Origin of the sequence: Enterobacter sp. C6, assembly GCF_008122455.1 — a bacterium.
Lineage (GTDB): Bacteria > Pseudomonadota > Gammaproteobacteria > Enterobacterales > Enterobacteriaceae > Enterobacter > Enterobacter pseudoroggenkampii.
Genome location: NZ_QPFW01000250.1, coordinates 68,167 through 93,768, shown reverse-complemented (window position 1 = coordinate 93,768; position 25,602 = coordinate 68,167). Strand labels below are relative to the sequence as shown.

Genomic DNA, 25,602 nt, shown 5'->3' with positions numbered 1-25,602 from the left:
TTCAAGAGCGGATGAATATGTGTGAGTAATTATATAAACAATTTTGTATGTTTAGCGGACAAAAAAAGGCCCCCTGCATTGAGGGGGCATGAGAGCTCACGTTTAGATAGAGTGGGTAAAGGTTCGCGAAATTACATCCTGCTGCTGCTCGCGCGTCAGCGCATTAAACCGCACCGCATAACCTGAAACGCGGATTGTCAGGTTCGGGTAATTCTCCGGGTGCGCGATGGCATCGAGGAGCATTTCCCGGTTCATGACGTTGACGTTCAGATGCTGCCCTCCCTCAATAGAGGCTTCGTGATGGAAATACCCGTCCAGTAGCCCCACCAGGTTGGTTTTGCGCACCAGCTCGTCCTTGCCAAGCGCCTGCGGCACGATGGAGAAGGTATAGGAAATCCCGTCTTTCGCATAGGTGAACGGCAGTTTGGCAACCGACGTTAGCGAGGCCACCGCCCCTTTTCTGTCGCGCCCGTGCATTGGGTTCGCGCCTGGGGCAAACGGCGTGCCGCCGCGTCGTCCGTCCGGCGTGTTCCCGGTCTTCTGACCATAAACCACGTTGGAGGTGATGGTCAGGATCGACTGAGTTGGCACCGCGTTGCGGTAGGTCCGCAGCGCCTGAATTTTCTTCATAAAGCGCTCCACCAGGTCGCAGGCAATGCTGTCCACGCGGTCGTCGTTGTTGCCGTACTGCGGATAATCCCCTTCAATCACGAAATCGACTGCCAGTCCGGTATGGTCGCGCACCGGCTTCACCGTGGCATATTTAATGGCCGACAGGGAATCCGCGGCTACCGACAGCCCGGCAATGCCGCAGGCCATGGTGCGATAGACGTCCCGGTCGTGCAGCGCCATCAGCGAGGCTTCGTAGCTGTACTTATCATGCATGTAGTGAATGAGATTCAGGGCGCTAATGTACTGCACCGCCAGCCAGTCCATAAAGTGATCGAGGCTCGCCATCACGGTGTCGTAATCCAGCACGTCGTCCAGCAGCGGCTCGGTTTTAGGACCGACCTGGATCTTCAGCTTCTCGTCCACCCCGCCGTTGATCGCGTACAGCAGCGTTTTGGCGAGGTTAGCGCGCGCGCCAAAGAACTGCATCTGCTTGCCGATCACCATCGGGCTGACGCAGCAGGCAATGGCGTAGTCGTCACTGTTGAAGTCCGCGCGCATCAGATCGTCGTTCTCATACTGCAGCGAAGAGGTGACGATCGACACCTGCGCGGCGTATTTCTTGAACGCGATCGGCAGTTGTTCAGACCAGAGGATCGTCAGGTTCGGCTCCGGCGCAGGCCCCATGGTGTGCAGGGTGTGCAGATAGCGGAAGCTGTTTTTGGTCACCAGCGTGCGCCCGTCCAGCCCCATGCCGCCGATCACTTCCGTCGCCCAGATCGGATCGCCGGAGAAGAGCGTGTCGAACTCCGGCGTGCGCAGGAAGCGCACCATGCGGATCTTCATGATGAAGTGGTCGATCAGCTCCTGCGCCTGGACTTCATTCAGCCTTCCTGCCTGCATGTCACGTTCAATGTAGATATCGAGGAACGAGGCCGTGCGCCCCAGCGACATCGCCCCGCCGTTCTGGGATTTCACCGCGGCAAGGTAGGCAAAATAGAGCCACTGCACCGCTTCCTGGGCGTTCATCGCCGGGCGTGCGATATCGAAGCCATAGTTCGCCGCCATCTGCTGGATCTGTAGCAGCGCGCGCTTATGTTCCGCCAGCTCTTCACGCAGGCGGATCGTCGCCTCCAGATCCTCACCGCGCTCCAGCCTGCCCTGCAGATCCGTAAACTGGAGTTCACGCTCGCGCACCAGATAAGCGATCCCGTACAGCGCCACGCGGCGATAGTCGCCAATGATGCGTCCGCGCCCGTAGCCGTCTGGCAAGCCGGTCAGCACGCCGGACTTACGGCAGCGCATCATCTCTGGCGAATAGACGTCAAACACGCCCTGGTTGTGGGTTTTGCGCAGGTCGGTAAAGAGATATTCAAACTGCGGATCCATCTCCCGGCCATAGGCTTCGAACGAGCTGCGGATCATGTTGATCCCGCCGTACGGATGCAGGGCGCGCTTGAGCGGCTTATCGGTTTGCAGGCCGACGATCGTCTCCAGATCCTGGTCGATATAGCCCGGCCCGTGGGCCGTAATGGTGGTGGCAATGTTGGTGTCAAAATCCACCGGAGCGTGGTTGGCATTCTCCTGGCGAATGCCAACCATCACCTTCTGCCACAGCGCCGTCGTTGCTGGCGTCGCCTGCGCGAGGAAAGCTTCATCGCCTTCATAAGGGGTGTAGTTATGCTGAATAAAATCGCGGACGTTGACGGCGTTTTTCCATTCTTGACCGCGAAACCCGGCCCATGCGTCGCTGTAGGGCGCGACGCCCGTATCGATTGTTACTTTCATGTGTTTCTCGCTTTATCAGGCGTAAGCCGCAGCCGGGGTAACCTTCCCAAGACGGAGGGCGTCCAGCGCGATCATTTTTTCTTCGTTGGTAGGGATCACCGCGCAGGCCACGCGGGACGACTCGGTGGAGATCACGCGCTCACCCGCGCTGCCCGGCAGGGCATTTTTGGCGTCGTCGAGGCGGATGCCGAACACGTTCAGATGTTCCGCCACCAGCGCGCGGACAAGCGTCGAGTTTTCGCCAATACCGCCGGTAAAGACCACCCCATCGAGGCGGTGCAGCGACGCAGCGTGCCCGGCAATGTGTCGCGCTATACGGTGAACGAAGGTCTGGATAGCCAGTTGCGCCCGCTCGTTGCCAGCGTGCCAGGCTTTCTCCAGCGCGCGTAAATCGGAGGAGATGCCGGAAATCCCAAGCAACCCGGACTCTTTGTTGACCACGCGCTCCAGATCCTCGAACGACTGCCCGGTCTGCTGGGCAATCCACGCCACTGCGCCGAAGTCCACGTCGCCGCAGCGCGTGCCCATTACCAGCCCTTCCAGGGGGGTCATCCCCATGGAAGTATCCACGCTTTCGCCGTTGCGCACCGCGCAGATGGACGCTCCGTTGCCGAGATGGGCAATCACCAGGCCGCTGTCATCGGGGGACAGCCCGAGAAGCGTATGCGCCTGCGCGGCCACGTAGCGGTGAGAGGTGCCGTGGAAGCCGTAGCGGCGCACGCCCAGCTCTTCAAAATAGCGGTACGGCAATCCGTACAGATACGCCTGCGGCGGCAGCGTCTGGTGGAAGCTGGTATCAAATACCGCGACCTGCTGCACGCCCGGGAACAAGCGCTCTGCGGCTTCCACGCCGCTCAGGTTAGCGTAGTTATGCAGCGGCGCCAGCGGAGAGACCTGGCGGATCTGCTCAATCACCGCTTCCGTAATCAGGGTCGACTCGCTGAAGAGGTCGCCGCCGTGCGCAATGCGGTGGCCAATTAAGGCCACGCTGCTCATCAGGTCACGCTTCTCCAGCTCCAGGGCGATGGCAGCCAGCGCCCCTTCGTAGTCCTGGTGAGCCAGTCTGGCCGGCTCACCCCCGTTCACGGAAATAAAGGCCTTCTCGGTGTTGATGCCGTCTGCAATGCCCGTCATCAGGGCGTCGCAGCTGCTGGCGTCGAGCACCGAAAACTTAACAGAGGACGAACCGCAGTTAATTACCAGTACAACCGGAAACTCAATCATCATGTGACTCCGCTCTTCCTGAGCAATGGGTTAGAACAGTTTGTAAACGATATTCAGAATGGTCAGCAGGCCGACCGCGGTAACGAAAATGTTCTCGGTACGCCCTTTGTATTTCGCCAGAGCCGGGGCTTTGCGGATGGCGTACATCGGCAGCAGGCACAGCAGAGAGGCGATGATTGGTGCGCCCATGGCTTCAATAAGGTCGAGAATGTTCGGGTTGGCGTAGGCCACAACCCAGGTGGAGCCCATGATGAACACCATGCTGATGGTGTTCAGTTTGCCAACAGAAACTTTCTTCTTATCGCCCTTGTAGCCGAACTTGAGGATCAGGCCATTCAGACCTTCCAGCGTGCCCAGGTAGTGCCCGAAGAAGGATTTGAAGATAGCCACCAGCGCGATGATGGAGGCACCGTATTCCAGTACCGTCGCGAACGTCGATTTAGTTCCGGACATTGACGCAAAGTGGTTCGCCAGGTAAGAGAGCACCGGAATATTCTGCGCCTTGGCGTCCGCCATGTTCTGCGGAGAGAGCGTAAACAGACAGCTAAAGGCGAAGAACATCACCACAGCCACCATCAGCAGGCTGGCGCGACCGATGATTTTGGAACATTTCTGCTCGGTGAACTCTTTACCGAACGTTGGCTCGTACTCTTCGCGCTTGGAGACCACAAACGAGGAGACGATAGGCGAGAAGTTGAAGGAGAAGACCATGATGGAGATACCCAGCCACACGGTGACCAGAATGCCGTCATGACCGGTGAAGGCGATATCGCTCAGGTTGACCTGGTCGATCACCGCCGAGTTCCAGTAAGGGATCAGCGACAGGGAAATCAGCACCAGGCTGGCGATAAACGGGAACACCAGGAAGCTCATGACCTTCACCATCAGGTCTTTACCAAACCAGATAACAAAGGCCATCAGCAGCAGCAGGAACAGCGCCACCACGCCGCGGTTCAGCGCGGGCAGCTGGAGCTGGTTTTCCCAGAAGGTCATAAAGGTGTTGGTAATGGTGACGCCATAAATCCACAGCAGCGGGCAAATGGCGAAGAAGTAGAGGAACGTGATCACCACCCCGCCGGTTTTACCGAAATGCTCTTCCACCGTTTCGGTGATGTTGCCGGAGACGTTGCTGCCGGACAAACACAAACGCGCCAGCGCGCGGTGGCAGTAAAACGCAATCGGGAATGCGAGAACCAGCATCAGCAGGATAGGGATTAATCCGCCAAAGCCTGCGCGAATGGGGAAGAACAGCACGCCTGCGCCAATGGCGGTACCAAACAGGCCAAGCGTCCAGGTGGTATCAGACTTACGCCAGGAGGACGTTTTTGTCTGGCCAACGATAATGCTTTCTGTGTTGCTCATAGGTCACCTTTATGCGTCAACGAAGCCGGTAATTTGGGAAACACGGGAGAGGTCGATATTGCCGCCGGAAATAATGCAGACGGTTTTGCGGCCCTGAATATAGTGGTCAAGTTTGCCGCTTAATAACGCAGCACAAGCCAGTGCGCCAGCGCCTTCCGTCACCACTTTATTTCGCTGAATAAGGGCAATCATGCTGTTGCGAATATCGTCTTCGCTCACCAGCACAATGTCATCGACCAGTTCACGAACGATTTCGAAGGTTAATTTCCCCGGACGAGAGACGTCGCAGCCGTCGGCTAACGTGCCGGTAACGCGATGGTTGGTTATTTCTCCTGCCTGCCAGGAGGCTGCCATTCCGTGCACGTTTTCAGACTGTACGCCGATAATATTAATGGTCGGATTGATGGATTTAATCGCCGTCGCAATCCCGGCAATTAATCCGCCGCCGCCGATAGGTACAATGACGTTATCCACGTCGTATAAATCTTCGAGAATTTCCAGGCCGATGGTGCCCTGCCCGGCAATCACTTTTGGATCATCGTAAGGCGGAATAAAAATACGCCCTTCCGTCTCAACGATTTCGCTCACTTTGGCGATGGTATCGTTGAAGTTCTCGCCGTGCAGCACCACTTCGGCGGAGTAGTCGCGGGTGGCGGCAACCTTGGATTTCGGTGCCCCCTTCGGCATCACCACTTTGCCGTCGATGCCGAGCATGGCGCAGGAGAGGGACACACCCTGCGCGTGGTTTCCCGCGGAGCAGGCGACAACGCCTTTGCGTTTTTCAGCGTCGGTCAGCGAGCTTAACTTGTTAAACGCGCCGCGGATCTTAAACGAGCCGGTACGCTGCATATTCTCAAATTTCAGGAATATTTCGCCCTTACAACGTTCGCTGAGATAATTCGAACGTGGCATACCGGTTTTATATATTTTTCCTGCCAGTCGTTTTCTGGCGTCCTGAATATCTTCAATCGTTACCGGGAGATCGTAGGTAATATGCATAATATCCTCGTTATAATAATTCATTCTTTTCAGGCAAAGTCAGGGTATCAGCGCGTTAACACGTTAACGCTCTGGGTGTTTTTAAAATGGGTACTAATTATTCATCGTCGTCTTTCGATATTCATCGACGAATATTGTTTTGCCAGCTCAACTAATACTGACGCCGATTTTTTAATCCTGTAATTTTTTGACCACACGGCGGCATAACGCGCCACGGGTAATTCATCTTCCACTGGCAGCACAATAAACTGGTCAGAACCGAACGGTGCAATCATGTCGCGGGGAATAACCGTCAGATAATCGGCATTCAGCACAAGGTTATAAATGGTGACGACGGAATCGGTCTGGACGATGTTTTCGATGCTGATGTGATTGTCTTGCAGGGTGGTCAGAAGTTCTTTGTAGTAGCCCATATCGGTTTGCGGCATCACCCACTGCTCGTGCGTGAGCGATGCCAGTGTCGTCGGGCCGGTGCACGTTCGCGTTTTGCTGGCGACCAGCACAAACTCGGACTCAAACAGCGGTTCGACGTGCAGATCCTGCAGCAGCATTTCATCACTCAGCGTGCCGATAGCGAAATCCAGACGACCGTCGCGAATGGCCGGAAGGAAAGAGGAGAGCTGGGCTTCATACATCGAGACGCGTGCTTTCGGGAACACTTCCTTAAATTTTTTGATCATTTCGGACAGGAAGGTGAAGCCGATCAGCGACGGGTAACCAAAGGAGACGTCCATAACGGTGCTGAAACTCAGGCTGTTAATCTCACTCACCATGTTTTTCATTTCGCGGGTGATGGACTCTGAGTACGAGAGCAGAACCTGGCCCGCAGCAGTGAGTTTTACGCCGGTGTTTTTACGCACCATCACTTCCACACCGAAGTAGGACTCAATATCGCTGATGATTTTGCTGACGGCGGGTTGCGTCAGACCCAGCTGTCTTGCTGCAGAACCTATGGAGCCACTTTTAATGACTTCCTGAAATACCACGAGGTGCTGTGTTTTCGGTAGAATAATAGTGTTCATAATATTCTGCACTTATTTCCCTATGACGGGGTGAATTCTACTCAATAATGTTTGAAGGGGTATGTGCTGTTACTCACAATTTGCTTTCCAGGCCCTTTATCACGCACAGCGAAAAACCATAAAAACGCTTACTTATCAAAGAAATAAATAGATACAAATATGCTACTACGCTGATATTGATCAACAAAAATAGCGGTAATAAATTTATTTTATGGCGATAACCCGGATAAATTTTACCATCCGGAAAAAATCAATAAAGGCGATATTTCAGGCAATTAAAGGCCAATAAATAACCGCTATTTGTTTGAAACATTCTTTCAATTTATCAAATTTTTCCGACGCGAATTTTCAGGCTGGCGGAAAAGAGTGGAATACGTCACATATTCACAGGAGAAATGTATTTGATTTCAATGTATGCATATCAAACGAGAAAAGTTTCGCGATCATTAAGATAACAATCATAACAAATTATCAATACTGAAAATCGCGATTTTTTTAGCGTGAAATTTTGTGATGACGATCGTCCGCAGACACAGGAGCGATACGGAAGGGGTAAAAACAGTGAAATGTGCTTAATGTCGCAAATATGAGAATTGATGTCGTTTGTCTGGTGCCGGGTGGCGCTGCGCTTACCCAGCCTACCCCCCCCTGAAAGCAAAAACCCCGCCGAAGCGGGGTTTTCTAAGAAGTTGAAGCTGACCGATAAGCCGGGTTCTGTCGTTGGACAGTCATTCATCTAGGCCAGCAATCGCTCACTGGCTCAAGCAGCCTACCCGGGTTCAGTACGGGCCGTACCATGTGAACCCCTATTTGGCCTTGCTCCGGGTGGAGTTTACCGTGCCACGGACTGTTACCAGCCGCGCGGTGCGCTCTTACCGCACCCTTTCACCCTTACCTGATCCCGCTTGCGCGGGCCATCGGCGGTTTGCTCTCTGTTGCACTGGTCGTGGGTTTCCCCCCCAGGCGTTACCTGGCACCCTGCCCTATGGAGCCCGGACTTTCCTCCCCTCCGCCCGTCTCCCCCGAAAGGGACGACGACGAAGCGGCGACTGTCTGGTCAGCTTCGGCGCGCAGTATAGAGGGTTTGCGCGCCGCTGTCACCCTCAGGTATGGGCAAGGCGTGATTAACGCGCCACTTCCACCTTCGCCAGTTTTTCGTAGTAGCATGCAATCGCGCTGTGATCGGCCGTGCCCAGGCCATCGGCACGCAGCGCCTGCATCATCTCCATGACCGCCGCGGTCAGCGGCAGCTGCGCGCCCACGCCGTGTGACGTATCCAGCGCGTTGGCCAGATCTTTGATATGCAGGTCGATGCGGAAACCGGGTTTGAAATTACGATCCATGACCATCGGCGCTTTGGCCTCCAGCACGGTACTGCCCGCCAGGCCACCGCGAATGGCCTGATAGACCAGGTCCGGGTTGACGCCCGCTTTGGTTGCCAGCGTCAGCGCTTCGGACATGGCGGCAATGTTCAGCGCCACAATCACTTGGTTTGCCAGCTTGGTCACGTTACCCGCCCCGATATCCCCGGTATGCACCACGGAGCCCGCCATCGCTTTCATCAGGTCGTAATATCTATCGAAAACGGCTTTATCACCGCCGACCATCACCGACAGCGTACCGTCTATCGCTTTCGGCTCACCGCCGCTGACCGGCGCGTCCAGCATATCGACGCCCTTTGCTTTTAGCGCCTCGCTGATTTCACGACTTGCGAGCGGCGCAATAGAGCTCATATCAATCAGCACCAGGCCCGGCTTCGCGCCATCGATAATGCCGTTTTCACCCAGCGCGACCTCTTTAACATGCGGTGAGTTTGGCAGCATGGTGATGATGACGTCGCACTGCTCGGCAATCGCTTTGGCTGTGGTGGCCGTTTCTGCGCCCGCCGCCATCACTTCCGCCACGGCCTGTGGATTATGATCGGATACCACCAGCGAGTAACCCGCTTTGATGAGGTTCTTACTCATTGGTTTACCCATGATCCCCAGGCCAATAAAACCCACTTTCAGCGTCATAATCTGTATCCTCAATGATGGTTATTTTTTAAAAGCGTCCGCTAATTTCTGCGTGGCCGAGCGGAATACGCCGAGGTCGCTGCCGACGGCAACAAACGTGGCTCCCCACTCCAGATAGCGACGGGCGTCCGCCTCAACCGGCGCCAGAATGCCGCACGGTTTGCCGTGTGCTTTGGCGCGGGCAAAGATGTGCTGGATCGCGCGCTGTACGTCAGGGTGGCTGGCATTGCCCAGATGGCCAAAGGCGGCAGCCAGATCGCTTGGGCCGACGAAGATACCGTCCACGCCGTTTGTGGCGGCAATCGCGTCGACGTTATCAACGCCCTGCTGGCTCTCGATCTGAACCAGAATGGTGATGTTGCTGTTGGACTGCGCGAAATAGTCCGGCACGGTGCCAAACATATTGGCGCGGTGCGAAACGGAGACGCCGCGGATCCCTTCCGGGGGGTAGCGCGTTGACGCAACGGCCAGCGCCGCTTGTTCTTCCGTCTCCACAAACGGGATCAGAAAGTTGTAGAAGCCGATATCCAGCAGACGCTTGATAATCACCGGCTCGTTGGTGGGTACACGCACCACCGGGGCGCTGTGGCTGCCTTTCAGCGCCATCAGCTGCGGAATAAACGTGCTGATATCGTTCGGCGCATGTTCGCCGTCCAGCACCAGCCAGTCGAAACCGGCCAGGCCCAGCACTTCGGTGCTGATTGGGTTTGCCAGCGCGGACCAGCAGCCAATCTGAATCTGGTGCGCCGCGAGGGCCGCTTTAAATTTATTCGGGAAGATATCGTTACTCATCGTATTTACCTTTTTATTCCGCAGCCTTTTCCAGTGTCATTTTATTTATTCATTCAGACACCGTGCCAGCATGATATTTATTATTCTGACGTATTCTGGCGTGATAAAATCGTCATTCAGTATAAGACGCCATCCGCGACCGCACATTGTTTTAATGCTCAGGTATTACGGCATATTTTGATAAAAATTTTTGCATATGCACAAAGCACTGGGCGCTAATGCACAGAATCAAGGATTACGGGTTCGGGAGCGATCGAGATCACATTTTAATATCCCCTATGCTGACATGCTTTATTTCTGAAAGCCGCGTATTTATTTCTACCATTAGAAAATTGGCTGAATTTATTATCAGACACTTTGCTGGAGAATAGTGAACAATGGCCGACATTGAAATTCGACAGGCATCGCCGACGGCGTTTTATATCAAAGTACACGACATCGATAATGTGGCGATTATTGTCAACGACAATGGCTTAAAAGCGGGCACTCGATTCCCGGACGGGCTGGAACTGATTGAGCATATTCCACAGGGACATAAAGTCGCCCTGGTGGATATCCCTGCTAATAGCGAAATCGTACGTTACGGTGAAGTCATCGGCTATGCCGTTCGCGCTATACCACAGGGTAGCTGGGTTGAGGAGTCGCTGGTGGCACTTCCAGAAGCGCCGCCGCTGAACACGCTTCCGCTGGCAACCCGCGTGCCGGAACCGCTTCCTCCGCTGGAGGGCTATACCTTCGAAGGCTACCGCAATGCGGACGGCAGCGTCGGCACCAAAAATCTGCTCGGTATTACCACCAGCGTGCACTGCGTGGCGGGCGTAGTGGATTACGTGGTGAAAATCATCGAACGCGATCTGCTGCCAAAATACCCGAACGTCGACGGCGTGGTGGGCCTGAACCACCTCTACGGCTGCGGCGTGGCGATTAACGCGCCCGCTGCCGTGGTGCCTATCCGGACCATCCACAATATCGCCCTCAACCCGAACTTTGGCGGCGAGGTGATGGTCATCGGCCTCGGCTGTGAAAAATTGCAGCCAGAACGCCTGCTGCAGGGTACCGAGGATGTCAAAGCCATCCCGGCAGACGAGGCCAGCATCGTGCGCCTGCAGGACGAACGCCACGTTGGTTTCCGCTCAATGGTCGATGACATTCTGCAGGTGGCAGAGCGACATCTGGACAAACTCAACCTCCGCCAGCGCGAAACGTGTCCGGCCTCGGAACTGGTCGTGGGCACCCAATGCGGCGGCAGCGATGCCTTCTCCGGCGTGACGGCCAACCCGGCGGTAGGCTATGCGTCCGATCTGTTTGTTCGCTGCGGCGCCACGGTGATGTTCTCCGAGGTGACCGAAGTGCGTGACGCCATCCATCTGCTTACGCCACGCGCCGTTAATGAAGAGGTCGGCAAGCGCCTGCTTGAGGAGATGGCCTGGTACGATAGCTATCTCGATATGGGCAAAACCGACCGCAGCGCCAACCCGTCTCCGGGGAACAAAAAAGGCGGCCTGGCGAACGTGGTGGAAAAAGCCCTTGGCTCCATTGCCAAATCCGGTCAGAGCGCCATTGCAGAAGTGCTCTCTCCGGGCCAGCGCCCGACGAAACGCGGCCTGATTTACGCGGCAACGCCGGCCAGCGATTTTGTCTGCGGCACGCAGCAGGTGGCATCCGGCATTACGGTACAGGTCTTTACCACCGGGCGCGGCACGCCGTACGGCCTGATGGCGGTGCCGGTGATTAAGATGGCGACCCGCACCGAGCTGGCAAACCGCTGGTATGACTTAATGGATATCAACGCGGGCACTATCGCCACCGGAGAAGAGAGTATTGAGGACGTGGGCTGGAAACTGTTCCACTTCATTCTGGATGTCGCCAGCGGACGGAAGAAAACCTTTTCGGATCAGTGGGGATTGCATAATCAGCTGGCGGTGTTTAACCCGGCACCGGTGACGTGACTTCCCGTCACCCAGCCCTCTCCCCCCAGGGGAGAGGGTAAAAAACCTTAAACCAACACCACCTCAATCCCGCTTTTTCGCAGCCCTTCCAGGCTCTCCGCCGGAATGCCTTCATCGACAATAATCATATCAATCCGTTGTGTATCAATGATTTTATGCAGGCTCGAGCGGTTAAATTTGCTGGAGTCCGTCACCACAATAATGCGTTCTGCCACCTCGCACATTTTGCGATTCAGACGGGCTTCGTCTTCGTTGTGCGTGCTCACGCCGCGGTCGAGATCGATGGCGTCAACGCCCAGGAACAGCAGGTCAAAATGGTAATTCTGTAGCGACTGTTCTGCCTGGTCACCGTAGAAAGATTGCGACTGACGGCGCAAATGTCCGCCGGTCATCAGCAGTTCCACCCCTTCCGCTTCCAGCAACGCATTCGCCACGTTCATCCCGTTGGTCATCGCGATGACGTCCGTGTGCTGACGCAGCATGCGGGCGATTTCAAACGTCGTGGTGCCGGAGTCCAGAATAATACGGTGCCCGGGTTTGACCAGCGCGGCAGCAGCCTGCGCGATACTGCGCTTCACCGCCGTATTCAGCGAGCTTTTATCCTCCACGGAAGGCTCAGCGCCCGGCATGTTGCCTTCGCAAATCAATGCCCCACCGTAAGCGCGAACGGCAATGCCCTGCTTCTCCAGGAACGCCAGGTCGTTGCGGATTGTTACCGTCGATACGCCGTACAGATGAGACAGATCGTTAACCTGTACGCTTCCCTGCGCCCGCAACCGCTGAATGATCTGCTCCCGCCTTTCACTGGTGCTGGTGATGCGCTTTTCCGCGGATGAATCGGTGCTGCTCATACGAGCTCCTTAATCAATATTCTTTCGTTTCATTTCGTTTTGCCTATTAAGGCCTTTCCTTTACGGGAATGCAAGCCCTGCATAGTGACGATACGCAAGCTGGCACCGCGCTGAAACCTTTCATTATGTTTCTTTTGTGAAACAGATCGGAAAACCATTATCTTTCGTTTTATTTTTAGATCACCATGATGCAGGATTAAATGAAACAAAACGAAAGATAAATATCATTACCATCCGAAATGGAGAGGAAAGTGAAACATCTGACAGAAATGGTGGAACACCATAAACGGGGGAATTCAAACGGGATTTACGCCGTCTGCTCCGCACATCCGCTGGTACTGGAAGCTGCAATTCGTTACGCTCATTCACATCGATCCCCGCTGTTGATCGAGGCCACCTCCAACCAGGTGGATCAGTTTGGTGGCTATACCGGCATGACGCCCGCTGATTTTCACGGGTTTGTCTGCCAGCTGGCCGAGTCGCTCGGTTTCCCGACGTCACAGCTGATCCTCGGCGGCGATCACCTGGGCCCTAACCGCTGGCAAAACCTGCCTGCGCAACAGGCGATGGCTAATGCCGACGATCTGATCAAAAGCTATGTTTCTGCCGGATTCAAAAAGATCCACCTCGACTGCAGCATGTCCTGCGCGGACGACCCGGTTCCCCTGACCGACGCGATCGTTGCCGGACGCGCCGCACGCCTGGCGAAGATTGCCGAAGCGACCTGTTGCGAGCAGTTTGGTGAATCCGATCTGGTCTACGTTATCGGCACGGAAGTGCCGGTTCCCGGTGGCGCGCACGAGACGCTCACCGAACTTGCCGTCACCACGCCAGACGCGGCCCGCGCCACGCTTGAAGCGCACCGCCACGCGTTCGAAAAGGAAGGCTTAAGCAACATCTGGCCGCGCATTATTGGCCTGGTGGTCCAGCCTGGCGTGGAGTTCGACCATGCGCACGTCTGCGACTATCAGCCGCAGAAAGCCGTTGCCCTGAGCAAAATGGTTGAAGCCTACGACACGCTGGTGTTTGAAGCACACTCCACCGACTACCAGACGCCGCAGGCGCTGCGAAAGCTGGTCAACGATCACTTTGCGATTCTGAAAGTTGGTCCTGCCCTGACCTTCGCCCTGCGCGAAGCGCTGTTCTCGCTGGCCGCCATAGAAGAGGAGCTGCTGCCGGCAAAAGCCAGCTCCGGCCTGCGTCACGTACTGGAAAACGTCATGCTCGACCGCCCGGAATACTGGCAAAGCCATTACCACGGTGACGGCAACGCGCGTCGCCTGGCGCGCGGCTACAGCTACTCTGACCGCGTGCGCTACTACTGGCCGGACGGTCAGATTGACGACGCCTTTGAACGCCTGGTGCGTAACCTGGCAGACGAGCCCATTCCGCTGCCGCTGATCAGCCAGTACCTGCCGCTGCAGTACGGGAAAGTTCGCGAGGGCGCTCTCAAGTCAACGCCACGGGAACTCATCATTGACCACATTCAGGACATACTCCAGCAGTACCACGCCGCCTGCGAAGGCGTAACAACGCAAAACGCATAATAAAAAGAGGAAAGCGCTATGCCAAACATTGTCTTATGCCGCATTGATGAACGCCTGATCCACGGTCAGGTGGGCGTGCAGTGGGTGGGGTTTGCGGGGGCAAACCTGGTACTCGTCGCCAACGATGAGGTGGCTGAAGATCCGGTTCAACAGAACCTGATGGAGATGGTGCTAGCGGAAGGGATCGCCGTGCGCTTCTGGTCGCTGCAAAAAGTGATCGACAACATTCACCGCGCCGCTGACCGCCAGAAAATCCTGCTGGTCTGCAAATCACCCGCCGATTTTCTGAAGCTAGTTGAGGGCGGCGTGCCCATCACCCGTATCAACGTCGGAAACATGCACTACGCCAGTGGCAAACAACAAATTGCCAAAACGGTCTCTGTCGACGCGAACGATATCGCCGCGTTCAACGGCCTGAAAGCAGCCGGTGTGGAATGCTTCGTTCAGGGTGTTCCAACAGAAACTGCTTTGGACCTCTTTAAACTGCTCTGAGGGATTCACAATGGAAATCAGTCTGTTGCAGGCGCTGGGGTTGGGCATACTCGCCTTTATCGCCGGTCTGGATATGTTTAACGGGTTAACGCACATGCACCGCCCGGTGGTGCTCGGGCCGCTGGTCGGCCTGATTCTGGGCGATCTGCACACCGGCATTTTGACCGGCGGTACGTTAGAGCTGGTCTGGATGGGGCTGGCCCCGCTCGCCGGTGCCCAGCCGCCTAACGTCATTATCGGCACCATCGTGGGTACCGCATTTGCCATCAGCACCGGCGTGAAGCCAGAAGTCGCGGTTGGCGTCGCCGTCCCGTTTGCCGTTGCGGTTCAAATGGGGATTACGTTCCTCTTCTCGGTGATGTCCGGCGTGATGTCACGCTGCGATCGCATGGCGGCCAATGCAGATACTCACGGTATTGAACGGGTTAACTATCTTGCGCTGCTGGCGCTCGGCATCTTCTATTTTCTGTGCGCGTTCCTGCCGATCTACTTCGGTGCGGAACATGCGAAAACCGCCATTGATGTTCTGCCAGCACGGTTGATTGACGGCCTCGGCGTCGCGGGCGGCATCATGCCAGCCATCGGCTTCGCCGTGCTGCTGAAGATCATGATGAAAAACGTCTACATCCCTTACTTCATTATCGGTTTTGTCGCCGCCGCCTGGCTCAAGCTTCCGGTGCTGGCGATTGCGGCGGCCGCGCTGGCGATGGCGCTGATCGACCTGATGCGTAAATCACCTGAGCCGACGGCTCCAGTAGCCCAGAAAGAGGAATTCGAAGATGGCATCTAACCAAACCACCCTGCCGGACGTGTCTGAACGCGAAGAGACGCTGCTGACCGGCGTGAATGAAAACGTCTACGAAGACCAGAGCATCGGTGCCGAGCTGACGAAAAAGGATATTAACCGCGTGGCCTGGCGTTCCATGCTGCTGCAGGCCTCGTTTAACTACGAACGTATGCAGGCCTCCGGCTGGCTATACGGGTTGCTGCCCGCGTTGAAAAAGATCCACACCAACAAGCGGGACCTGGCGCGGGCGATGAAAGGTCATATGGGCTTCTTTAACACCCACCCGTTCCTGGTGACCTTTGTTATCGGCATCATTCTGGCGATGGAGCGTTCCAAGCAGGATGTGAACAGCATCCAGAGCACCAAAATTGCCGTCGGCGCGCCGCTCGGCGGTATTGGCGATGCCATGTTCTGGCTAACCCTGCTGCCCATCTGCGGTGGTATCGGCGCCAGCCTGGCGCTGCAAGGGTCGATTCTGGGGGCCGTGGTCTTTATCGTGCTGTTTAACGTGGTGCACCTCGGCCTGCGTTTTGGCCTGGCGCACTACGCTTACCGGATGGGTGTGGCGGCCATCCCGCTGATTAAAGCCAACACCAAAAAGGTCGGCCACGCGGCGTCTATCGTCGGGATGACGGTGATCGGCGCGCTGGTGGCAACCTACGTCCGCCTCAATACGACGCTTGAAATCAAGGCGGGTGATGCCGTTGTCAAACTGCAGGCCGACGTTATCGACAAGCTGATGCCCGCGTTCCTGCCGCTGGTCTACACCCTGACCATGTTCTGGCTGGTGCGCCGCGGCTGGAGCCCGCTGCGGCTGATTGGTATCACCGTGCTGCTGGGCGTTGTCGGTAAATTCTGTCACTTCCTGTAAAAGCAAAGAGGTTGCGATGTTAGGCATTATTTTGACGGGTCACGGCGGGTTTGCCAGCGGGCTTGAGCAGGCGATGAAGCAGATCCTCGGCGAACAGCCGCAGTTTATCGCCATCGATTTTCCTGAAACGTCCACCACCGCGCGGCTGACCGCTCAGCTTGAGCAGGCGGTGAGCGAACTCGATGCAGAGCACGATGTTGTGTTTCTCACCGATTTGCTCGGCGGCACGCCGTTTCGCGTGGCATCGACGCTCGCCATGAAACGGCCGGGCAGTGAAGTGATCACCGGCACCAACCTGCAGCTGCTGCTGGAGATGGTGCTGGAGCGCGACGGATTAAGCAGTGAAGCATTTCGTCTGCAGGCACTGGAGTGCGGGCACCGCGGCCTGACGAGCCTCGTAGACGAGCTGGGACGCTGTCGCGAGGAAGCCCCTGCCGAGGAAGGGATATGAGCCAGCTGCTGCGCGCGAGGCGGGTGCTTACCGAACAGGGCTGGCTGGATGACCACCAGCTACGCATTGAAAACGGCGTGATTGCGGCTATTGAGCCTGTCCCGGCAGGCGTGACGTCGCGCGATGCAGAGCTGCTCTGCCCGGCGTATATCGATACGCACGTCCACGGCGGCGCGGGCGTGGACGTGATGGATGATGCGCCTGACGTGCTGGATATTCTCGCGATGCATAAAGCGCGCGAAGGCGTGGGCGCCTTTTTACCCACAACCGTGACCGCGCCGCTGGAGACTATCCACGGCGCGCTCGCGCGAATCGCCCGGCGCGCTCAGTCGGGCGGCCCCGGGGCGCAGATCCTGGGCAGCTACCTGGAAGGACCGTACTTTACGCCGCAGAACAAAGGGGCGCACCCGCCCGAGTTATTCCGGGAACTGAATATCACGGAGCTGGATGCACTGATCGACGTCTCGCATAACACGTTGCGGGTAGTGGCGCTCGCGCCAGAAAAACCCGGCGCGCTGCAGGCGATCCACCATCTTAAACAGCGCGGTTTACGCGTGATGCTGGGCCACAGCGCTGCCACGTACCGGCAAACACTCGCCGCGTTTGATGCGGGTGCCGACGGGCTGGTTCACTGCTACAACGGCATGACGGGGCTGCACCACAGAGAGCCCGGCATGGTCGGTGCAGGGCTGACGGACAAACGGGCGTGGCTGGAGCTAATTGCCGACGGCCACCACGTCCATCCTGGGGCGATGCGCCTATGCTGTTGCTGCGCGCAGGATCGCGTGGTGCTGATTACCGATGCCATGCAGGCGGCAGGTATGCCGGACGGACGGTACACGCTCTGTGGTGAAGAGGTCTCAATGCAAAACGGCGTGGTTCGAACCGGCTCCGGCGGGCTGGCTGGTAGCACGCTGTCGCTGGATGCCGCGGTCAGGAATATGGTGGAGCACACGGGCGTAACCGCCGAAGACGCTATCCATATGGCCTCGCTACACCCTGCCCGGCTGCTGGGCGTTGACGGTCAGCTCGGATCCTTAGCCCCGGGTAAACACGCCAATATCATTGCGCTGGACGGGGGTTTGCACCTCCAGCAGATCTGGATTCAGGGCCAGGCTCTCCCCCTTTAGCCCTTTCATTGTGTCTCCTGTTGGCCTTACGGCACCCGATCGTAAGGCCTTTCTTTTCCTTTCCTTAAATTTTCCCTTTCCTTTCACGATCACACTTTTCGTTTTATTTCTTTTCTTTCATTGAAGTTTCGATTTCTTTTCTATAGATTTTATTTAACTGCTAAAGTGAACAAGTGAAACGAAACGAAAGATAGCGACACGATTGCCAGCGTCTGATGTGGAATTCACACGACTAAGGACTGAGTTATGCCACAAACTACTACCGCCGCAACCGGCACCTGGACCGAGGAAGAGATCCGCCAGCAGCCTGCCAGCTGGATCCGCTCGCTCAACAATATCGATAGCCTGCGCTCTTCGATCGACAGCTTCCTGACGCCGCTGCTGCGCAAGCACGATCTACGGATCGTCCTGACCGGCGCGGGCACGTCCGCCTTTATCGGCGATATCGTTTCTCCCTGGCTCGCGAGCTACACCGGGAAAAACTTCACTGCCGTCCCGACAACCGATCTGGTCACGAACCCGATGGACTACTTCAGCCCTGCGCATCCGCTGCTGCTGGTTTCGTTTGCCCGCTCCGGCAACAGCCCGGAAAGCGTCGCAGCCGTCGAGCTGGCAAACCAGTTCGTGCCGGAGTGCTACCACCTGTCGATCACCTGTAACGAGGCCGGAAGCCTGTACCAGACCGCCGTCGACAGCGATAACGCTTATGCCCTGCTGATGCCTGCCGAAACGCACGATCGCGGGTTCGCGATGACCAGCAGCATCACCACCATGATGGCGAGCTGTCTGGCCGTATTCGCCCCGGAAACGATCAACAGTCACACCTTCCGCGACGTGGCCGATCGCTGTCAGGCGATCCTCACCTCGCTCGGCGATTTCAGCCACGGCGTCTTTGGCAATGAAGCGTGGAAACGCGTCGTCTATCTGGGAAGCGGCGGCCTGCAGGGCGCGGCGCGCGAATCGGCGCTGAAGGTGCTGGAGCTGACGGCGGGCAAGCTGGCGGCATTCTACGATTCCCCCACCGGTTTCCGTCACGGGCCGAAGTCTCTGGTGGATGACGAAACGCTGGTGGTGGTGTTCATCTCCAGCCATCCGTATACGCGTCAGTACGATCTGGATCTGCTGGCCGAGCTGCGCCGCGATCGCCAGGCTATGCGCGTCGTCGCCATCGCCGCTGAAAACGATCCGGCCATTGAAGCGGGGCCGCATATTCTCCTGCCGCCTTCCCGTCCGTTTAGCGATATGGAACAGGCGTTCTGCTTCCTGATCTATGCCCAGGTCTTTGCACTCACCCAGTCGCTCAGCGTAGGCAATACGCCCGATACGCCATCCGCCAGCGGGACGGTCAACCGCGTGGTGCAGGGCGTTGTTATTCATCCGTGGCAGGCTTAAGAGGATCTGATTATGAGTATTATCTCGACGAAATATCTTCTGCTGGACGCGCAGGCAAAAGGCTACGCCGTTCCGGCGTTCAACATTCACAACGCGGAGACGATCCAGGCGATCCTCGAAGTGTGCAGCGAAATGCGATCGCCGGTGATCCTCGCGGGCACGCCGGGCACCTTTAAGCATATTGCGCTGGAAGAGATCTACGCCCTGTGCAGCGCGTACTCCCACACCTACGACATGCCGCTGGCGCTGCACCTCGATCACCACGAATCGCTGGACGATATTCGCCGCAAGGTCAACGCGGGCGTGCGCAGCGCGATGATCGACGGCAGCCACTATCCGTTTGAACAAAACGTGAAGCTGGTGAAGTCGGTGGTCGATTTCTGCCACCTCAACGACTGCAGCGTCGAAGCCGAGCTGGGCCGCCTGGGCGGCGTGGAAGATGACATGAGCGTGGACGCCGAAAGCGCTTTCCTTACCGATCCGCAGGAGGCGAAACGCTTCGTCGAACTGACCGGCGTCGACAGCCTTGCCGTCGCCATCGGCACCGCGCACGGCCTGTATACCAAGCGCCCAAAAATCGACTTCCAGCGGCTGGCAGAAATTCGCGAAGTGGTCACGGTGCCGCTGGTGCTGCACGGCGCGAGCGATGTGCCGGATGAGGATGTGCGTCGCACCATCGAACTGGGCGTGTGCAAAGTCAACGTGGCCACCGAACTGAAAATTGCCTTCTCTGACGCGGTTAAAGCCTGGTTTGCCGAAAACCCGCAGGGTAACGATCCGCGCTTCTATATGCGGGTCGGCATGGACGCCATGAAAGAGGTGGTCAGGAGCAAGATCGCCGTTTGCGGCTCGGCAAACCGATTGCTGCTTCCGGCTGAAGCCTGATTAAAAAGGAGCTTACGCTGATGAAAAAAATCTTCGCACTCTCAGTGCTGGCCCTGTGCGTTTCCCATAGCGCGGCGGCGGCGAACTACGCGCTCAATAACGACAATATTGCCCTCTCGTTTGATGACGCAAACTCAACGGTAGTGGTTAAGGATAATAAGGCTAACCATCCGCTCACGCCGCAGGAGCTGTTCTTTCTGACGCTGCCGGATGAGACAAAAATCCTCACTGCTGATTTCACCATCAAGCACGTCGAAAAGCAGGACAACGCAATTGTCATCGACTTTACCCATCCGGACTTTAACGTGACGGTGAAGCTAAACCTGGTGAAGGGAAAATACGCCAGCATCGACTACACCATTGCCGCAGTCGGCCAGCCGCGAGACGTGGCGAAAATCACCTTCTTCCCGACCAAAAAACAGTCTCAGGCCCCCTATGTCGACGGAGCAATTAACAGCTCGCCGATCGTTGCTGACTCATTCTTTATTTTGCCGGACAAGCCCATCGTTAACACTTACGCCTATGAAGCGACCACTAATCTCAACGTAGAACTGAAAACGCCGATCCAGCCAGAGTCGCCGGTCAGCTTTACCACCTGGTTCGGCACTTTCCCGGAAATCAGCCAGCTGCGCCGCAGCGTGAACCAGTTTATTGATGCCGTTCGTCCGCGACCGTACAAGCCTTATCTGCACTACAACAGCTGGATGGATATCGGCTTTTTCAATCCGTACACCGAGCAGGATGTGCTGGGGCGGATGGACGAGTGGAATAAGGAGTTTATTACCGGACGCGGCGTGGCGCTGGACGCCTTCCTGCTGGACGACGGATGGGACGACCTTACCGGGCGCTGGCTATTTGGCCCGGCATTCAGCAACGGTTTTGGCAAGGTTCGGGAAAAAGCCGACAGCCTGCACAGCTCGGTTGGACTGTGGCTCTCACCGTGGGGAGGCTACAACAAGCCGCGCGACGTTCGCGTCTCGCATGCAAAAGAGTATGGGTTCGAAACCGTCGACGGGAAGCTGGCGCTGTCAGGGCCGAACTACTTTAAGAACTTCAATGAGCAGATCGTTAAGCTAATCAAAAACGAACACATTACCTCATTCAAGCTGGACGGGATGGGTAATGCCAACGCGCACATCCAGGGCAGCCCGTATGCCTCGGATTTTGACGCCTCCATCGCCCTGCTGCACAACATGCGCAGCGCCAACCCGAATCTGTTTATCAACCTGACGACAGGTACCAACGCCAGCCCGTCCTGGCTGTTCTATGCCGATTCTATCTGGCGCCAGGGCGATGACATCAACCTGTACGGCCCCGGCACGCCGGTGCAGCAGTGGATGACCTACCGCGATGCGGAAACGTACCGCTCCATTGTGCGCAAAGGCCCGCTGTTCCCGCTGAACTCGCTGATGTACCACGGGATCGTCAGCGCGGAAAACGCCTATTACGGGCTGGAGAAAGTGCAAACGGACAGCGATTTTGCCGACCAGGTCTGGAGCTACTTCGCCACCGGCACGCAGTTGCAGGAGCTGTATATCACCCCGTCAATGCTGAACAAGGCGAAGTGGGATACCCTGGCGCAGGCGGCGAAGTGGTCGCGGGATAACGCCAGCGTGCTGGTGGATACGCACTGGATTGGTGGTGATCCAACCGCACTGCAGGTTTACGGCTGGGCATCCTGGGGCAAGGACAAAGCGATTCTCGGCTTGCGTAACCCGTCGGATAAGCCGCAAAGCTACTTCCTGGATTTAGCGAAAGATTTCGAAGTCCCGACAGGAAATTCGGCGCAGTTTAGTCTGAAAGCGGTGTATGGCCGTAACTCAACCGTACCGGAGGCGTACAAAAATGCGGTGGTGATTACACTGCAGCCGCTGGAAACGCTGGTGTTTGAGGCGATGCCAGTTAACTAAAAGGTGTATCAAGATCTGTAGGCCGGGTAAGGCGCAGCCGCCACCCGGCAAAACAGGCGTCAGGGACTTACTCCCCCTGCTGCTCCAGCGCATACTTATACAGCGCATTTTTCTTCACGCCGTGAATTTCTGCCGCCAGCGCAGCGGCTTTCTTCAGCGGCAGTTCCGCCTGCAGCAGCGCCAGCGTACGCAGCGCATCGGCTGGAAGCGCGTCTTCTTCCGCCTTGTGCCCTTCGACAATCACCACCATTTCGCCCTTGCGGCGGTTTTCGTCTTCCTTCACCCACGCCAGCAGTTCACCCACCGGCGCGCCGTGGATCGTTTCCCAGGTTTTGGTCAGCTCGCGCGCCAGCACCACGTAGCGGGCTTCTCCCCAGACGGTCACCATATCTTCCAGGCTCTCCAGCAGGCGGTGCGTGGATTCGTAGAAAATCAGGGTGCGCGGTTCCGCTTCCAGGTCTTTTAAGACGTCGCGGCGGCCTTTGGATTTGGCAGGCAGGAAACCTTCATAGCAGAAACGGTCAGACGGCAGACCTGCGGCGCTCAGCGCAGCAATGGCAGCGCATGGACCCGGCAGTGGCACAACGCGAATACCGGCTTCGCGACAGGTACGCACCAGGTGATAGCCCGGATCGTTGATCAGCGGCGTACCGGCGTCGGAGACCAGGGCGATGTTCTGCCCCTCTTTCAGCTTCGCCACCAGCGTTTCGGCTTTTTGTTGCTCATTGTGATCGTGCAGAGCGAACAAACGGGCGTTAATCGCGAAATGTTGCAGCAGCAGGCCAGTGTGGCGGGTATCTTCAGCAGCAATTAAATCAACAGCTTGCAGTACGGTGAGCGCACGTTGGGTAATATCAGACAAATTCCCGATAGGAGTAGGTACAATATAAAGCTGGCCTTGAGAATTATCTGCCGTTTCGTGTTGTTTCATTGTTTCGTCCGTATTGCCGATTTAATATTGAGCATTGCGTAAAAAAAATCACTGGATACAGTATGGTACCGTTAACGTTTCTTCGAAAAAAAGCCACGCGCAGCGTGCCGCTTCTGCTGGCAGCCCTGATCTTTGCAGGCTGTGGCACCCAGGCACCTGACCAGAGCACCGCCCATCTCCAGGGTTCTGCTCAGGCTGATTCTGGCTTTTATCTGCAACAAATGTCGCAGAGTTCAAATGATACCAAGACCAACTGGCAATTACTCGCCATTCGTGCACTGCTGAAAGAGGGTAAAACCCAGCGGGCAGCCGAACTGTTTAACCAGTTGCCAAAAGATCTTAACGACGCCCAGCGTCGTGAGCAGAGCCTGCTCTCTGCCGAGCTGAAAGTCGCGCTGAAAGATTACGCCGCCGCGAAGAAGATCCTCGGGGATATTGACGTGAGCGCGCTGGATAAAAATCAGCAGGCACGCTTCTGGCAGGCGGGCATTACCGCTGAGCAGGGACGCCCTTCGCTGAACTTGCTCCGCGCGCTCGTCGCGCAAGAGCCGCTGCTTGGCGGTGCCGATAAGCAGAAAAATATCGATGCCACCTGGCAAGCGCTGGCTTCGATGACGCAGGAACAGGCGCAGGCGCTGGTCATCAACGCCGATGAAAACGTCCTGCAGGGCTGGCTGGATCTGCAGCAGATGTGGTTTAACAACCGCAGCGATCCAAAGATGCTGAAAGCCGGTATTACGGACTGGCAGACGCGCTACCCGCAAAACCCGGGCGCGAAAATGCTGCCAACCCAGCTAGTGAACGTGCAGAACTTTAAGCCTGCGTCTACCAGCAAAATCGCTCTGCTGCTGCCGCTCAACGGCCAGGCGGCGGTGTTTGGCCGTACCATTCAGCAGGGCTTTGAAGCGGCGAAAAACGGCACCACCCCGGTAACCGGCAGCGCGGTTCCTGCGCAGGCGGCTCAGGCGGCTAACGTGAATGATGTTGTCAGCCCGTCTGCCGCAGAGACCAGCGACCTGACCACGGCGCAAGCGCCGGCGCAGGGCACGATGCAAAACCCGGTGACGGCTCCGACGACGCCGCCAGCTACAGCGGCACCGGCTACTACAGCACCTGCGACTCAGGCTCCGGCTCCGGCCGAGACGCAAGCGGCACCTGCACCTGTCACAACAGCAGAGCAACCTCAACAGCAGCCTGCGCAACCCGCGGCCCAACCTGCCGCGCAGCCGCAGGCCGTGGCAACCACCAGCGCCAATCCGGGCGCTGAGTTGAAAATCTACGACACCAGTTCGCAGCCGCTTGATCAGGTGCTGGCGCAGGTTCAACAGGACGGGGCGAGCATCGTTGTCGGTCCGCTGCTGAAAAACAACGTGGAAGAGCTGATGAAGAGCAATACCACGCTGAACGTGCTGGCGCTCAACCAGCCGGAGCAGGTTCAGAACCGGGCCAATATTTGCTACTTCGCGCTCTCTCCTGAAGATGAAGCCCGCGATGCGGCGCGTCATATTCACGAGCAGGGTAAGCAGGCTCCGCTGCTGCTCATCCCACGCAGCGCGCTGGGCGATCGCGTGGCCAATGCCTTTGCCGATGAGTGGCAGAAGCTGGGCGGCGGCGTGGTGCTGCAGCAGAAATTCGGTTCCGTCTCTGAACTGCGCGCGGGCGTAAACGGCGGGGCGGGCATCGCGCTTAACGGCAGTCCTGTCACCGCGAGCCTGCCACAGCAGCAGGGCGTGACGATTGGCGGCCTGACGATCCCTGCCCCACCTACCGACGCGCAGATCAGCGGTGGCGGTAAAGTGGATGCGGCCTATATCGTTGCCACGCCGCAGGAGATCGCCTTTATCAAACCGATGATCGCGATGCGTAACGGCAGCCAGAGCGGCGCAACGCTCTACGCCAGCTCCCGCAGCGCGCAGGGCACCGCAGGGCCGGATTTCCGTCTGGAAATGGACGGTCTGCAGTACAGCGAAATCCCGATGCTGGCCGGCAGCAACCCGGCGCTGATGCAGCAGGCGCTGAGTACCGTACGTAACGATTATTCGCTGGCCCGTCTGTATGCGATGGGTGTCGATGCATGGGCGCTGGCGAACCACTTTACCCAGATGCGTCAGGTGCCGGGCTTTGAGCTTAACGGCAACACCGGCGATCTGACCGCGACTCAGGACTGCGTGATCAACAGGAAGTTATCATGGCTCAAATACCAGCAGGGGCAGATCGTCCCGGCCAGTTAAGCCGCAAACAGACCGGCGATGCGTGGGAGTTAAAGGCGCGTCGCTGGCTTGAAGGCAAAGGACTGCGCTTTATTGCCGCTAACGTCCGCGGGCGCGGCGGCGAAATTGATCTGATCATGAAAGACGGTCAGGTCATCGTGTTTGTAGAAGTCCGCTTTCGACAGTCCTCCCGTTTTGGCGGTGCTGCCGCCAGCGTGACGCTCGCCAAACAACATAAATTATTACAGACTGCCCACTTGTGGCTTGCCCGCCATAATGGGAGCTTTGATACTGTGGATTGCCGGTTCGATGTGATAGCCTTCACCGGAAATGAGATCGAATGGCTTAAAAACGCTTTTGGCGAAGACGCATAATTAGGATTTAA

Annotated in this window: 21 protein-coding genes and 1 other RNA gene; 12 read left to right on the top strand and 10 right to left on the bottom strand. The window is 57.0% G+C overall.

The window, feature by feature from the left end; translation table 11 throughout:
- Nucleotides 1-102: 102 nt before the first annotated feature.
- The 8 genes from pflB to garL form a co-directional block, all read right to left on the bottom strand.
- Nucleotides 103-2,397 carry a formate C-acetyltransferase gene (pflB, locus tag DOU50_RS22050; protein WP_148770270.1) on the bottom strand — a complete coding sequence of 765 codons (2,295 nt, stop codon included), beginning with the start codon at nucleotides 2,395-2,397 and terminating at the stop codon, nucleotides 103-105.
- A 15-nt stretch (nucleotides 2,398-2,412) separates the two neighbouring features.
- A complete protein-coding gene (tdcD, locus tag DOU50_RS22045; protein ID WP_090418950.1) occupies nucleotides 2,413-3,621 on the bottom strand; it encodes a propionate kinase in 1,209 nt (402 codons plus the stop codon).
- A 30-nt stretch (nucleotides 3,622-3,651) separates the two neighbouring features.
- Nucleotides 3,652-4,983, bottom strand: a complete 1,332-nt coding sequence (gene tdcC / locus DOU50_RS22040) for a threonine/serine transporter TdcC (RefSeq protein WP_024906394.1) — start codon at nucleotides 4,981-4,983, stop codon at nucleotides 3,652-3,654.
- A gap of 9 nt (nucleotides 4,984-4,992) precedes the next feature.
- The gene (tdcB, locus tag DOU50_RS22035) at nucleotides 4,993-5,982 is read right to left on the bottom strand and encodes a bifunctional threonine ammonia-lyase/L-serine ammonia-lyase TdcB (protein ID WP_048992630.1); all 990 of its coding nucleotides are present in this window, start codon (nucleotides 5,980-5,982) and stop codon (nucleotides 4,993-4,995) included.
- A 101-nt stretch (nucleotides 5,983-6,083) separates the two neighbouring features.
- On the bottom strand, nucleotides 6,084-7,004 hold the full coding sequence (tdcA, locus tag DOU50_RS22030) for a transcriptional regulator TdcA (RefSeq protein WP_008501504.1): 921 nt from the start codon (nucleotides 7,002-7,004) through the stop codon (nucleotides 6,084-6,086).
- Between the two features lie 687 nt (nucleotides 7,005-7,691).
- Nucleotides 7,692-8,069: RNase P RNA component class A (gene rnpB, locus DOU50_RS22025), an RNA gene on the bottom strand.
- A 59-nt stretch (nucleotides 8,070-8,128) separates the two neighbouring features.
- Nucleotides 8,129-9,019 carry a 2-hydroxy-3-oxopropionate reductase gene (garR, locus tag DOU50_RS22020; protein WP_090418824.1) on the bottom strand — a complete coding sequence of 297 codons (891 nt, stop codon included), beginning with the start codon at nucleotides 9,017-9,019 and terminating at the stop codon, nucleotides 8,129-8,131.
- 21 nt (nucleotides 9,020-9,040) lie between these two features.
- Nucleotides 9,041-9,811, bottom strand: a complete 771-nt coding sequence (gene garL, locus DOU50_RS22015; RefSeq protein WP_032650347.1) for a 2-dehydro-3-deoxyglucarate aldolase — start codon at nucleotides 9,809-9,811, stop codon at nucleotides 9,041-9,043.
- 377 nt (nucleotides 9,812-10,188) lie between these two features.
- Between garL and garD the strand changes: the two genes are divergently transcribed.
- Nucleotides 10,189-11,760 (top strand): galactarate dehydratase, encoded by a 1,572-nt coding sequence (gene garD / locus DOU50_RS22010; RefSeq protein WP_148770268.1) that lies wholly within the window; start codon nucleotides 10,189-10,191, stop codon nucleotides 11,758-11,760.
- 47 nt (nucleotides 11,761-11,807) lie between these two features.
- Here garD and DOU50_RS22005 read toward each other — a convergent pair whose 3' ends face one another.
- Entirely contained in the window at nucleotides 11,808-12,611 is an 804-nt protein-coding gene (locus DOU50_RS22005; protein ID WP_024906389.1) for a DeoR family transcriptional regulator, read from the bottom strand.
- A gap of 251 nt (nucleotides 12,612-12,862) precedes the next feature.
- On the opposite strand from DOU50_RS22005, the gene kbaZ reads away from it, so the two are divergent.
- From kbaZ to DOU50_RS21960, 9 genes are all read left to right on the top strand, one after another.
- Entirely contained in the window at nucleotides 12,863-14,158 is a 1,296-nt protein-coding gene (gene kbaZ / locus DOU50_RS22000; protein ID WP_194266163.1) for a tagatose-bisphosphate aldolase subunit KbaZ, read from the top strand.
- 18 nt (nucleotides 14,159-14,176) lie between these two features.
- Complete coding sequence (agaV, locus tag DOU50_RS21995) at nucleotides 14,177-14,650, top strand: PTS N-acetylgalactosamine transporter subunit IIB (RefSeq protein WP_023333561.1); 474 nt, start codon at nucleotides 14,177-14,179, stop codon at nucleotides 14,648-14,650.
- A 10-nt stretch (nucleotides 14,651-14,660) separates the two neighbouring features.
- On the top strand, nucleotides 14,661-15,440 hold the full coding sequence (gene agaW, locus DOU50_RS21990; protein WP_061716430.1) for a PTS N-acetylgalactosamine transporter subunit IIC: 780 nt from the start codon (nucleotides 14,661-14,663) through the stop codon (nucleotides 15,438-15,440).
- Nucleotides 15,430-16,308: a PTS N-acetylgalactosamine transporter subunit IID gene (gene agaE, locus DOU50_RS21985; RefSeq protein ID WP_061716429.1), complete on the top strand. Its 879-nt coding sequence runs from the start codon at nucleotides 15,430-15,432 to the stop codon at nucleotides 16,306-16,308. The genes agaW and agaE overlap by 11 nt, the downstream gene beginning before the upstream one ends.
- A 16-nt stretch (nucleotides 16,309-16,324) precedes the next feature.
- Nucleotides 16,325-16,759, top strand: a complete 435-nt coding sequence (agaF, locus tag DOU50_RS21980; RefSeq protein WP_148770264.1) for a PTS galactosamine/N-acetylgalactosamine transporter subunit IIA — start codon at nucleotides 16,325-16,327, stop codon at nucleotides 16,757-16,759.
- The gene (gene nagA, locus DOU50_RS21975) at nucleotides 16,756-17,889 is read left to right on the top strand and encodes an N-acetylglucosamine-6-phosphate deacetylase (protein ID WP_148770262.1); all 1,134 of its coding nucleotides are present in this window, start codon (nucleotides 16,756-16,758) and stop codon (nucleotides 17,887-17,889) included. Before agaF ends, nagA begins: the two co-directional genes overlap by 4 nt.
- Before the next feature lie 246 nt (nucleotides 17,890-18,135).
- Nucleotides 18,136-19,281, top strand: a complete 1,146-nt coding sequence (locus tag DOU50_RS21970; protein ID WP_148770260.1) for an SIS domain-containing protein — start codon at nucleotides 18,136-18,138, stop codon at nucleotides 19,279-19,281.
- 12 nt (nucleotides 19,282-19,293) lie between these two features.
- Nucleotides 19,294-20,166, top strand: coding sequence for a tagatose-bisphosphate aldolase subunit KbaY (kbaY, locus tag DOU50_RS21965; RefSeq protein ID WP_048992574.1), 873 nt, complete (start codon nucleotides 19,294-19,296; stop codon nucleotides 20,164-20,166).
- A 20-nt stretch (nucleotides 20,167-20,186) separates the two neighbouring features.
- Nucleotides 20,187-22,076, top strand: coding sequence for an enterotoxin (locus tag DOU50_RS21960; RefSeq protein ID WP_148770258.1), 1,890 nt, complete (start codon nucleotides 20,187-20,189; stop codon nucleotides 22,074-22,076).
- Nucleotides 22,077-22,143: 67 nt separating this feature from the next.
- Here the strand turns inward: DOU50_RS21960 and rsmI are convergent, their stop codons facing one another.
- Nucleotides 22,144-23,007: a 16S rRNA (cytidine(1402)-2'-O)-methyltransferase gene (rsmI, locus tag DOU50_RS21955; RefSeq protein ID WP_148770256.1), complete on the bottom strand. Its 864-nt coding sequence runs from the start codon at nucleotides 23,005-23,007 to the stop codon at nucleotides 22,144-22,146.
- Between the two features lie 62 nt (nucleotides 23,008-23,069).
- Here rsmI and DOU50_RS21945 point away from each other — a divergent pair, with 62 nt between their 5' ends.
- Entirely contained in the window at nucleotides 23,070-25,238 is a 2,169-nt protein-coding gene (locus tag DOU50_RS21945; RefSeq protein WP_148770254.1) for a penicillin-binding protein activator, read from the top strand.
- A complete protein-coding gene (locus DOU50_RS21940) occupies nucleotides 25,196-25,591 on the top strand; it encodes a YraN family protein (RefSeq protein ID WP_021242244.1) in 396 nt (131 codons plus the stop codon). The genes DOU50_RS21945 and DOU50_RS21940 overlap by 43 nt, the downstream gene beginning before the upstream one ends.
- The last annotated feature ends 11 nt before the right edge of the window (nucleotides 25,592-25,602 follow it).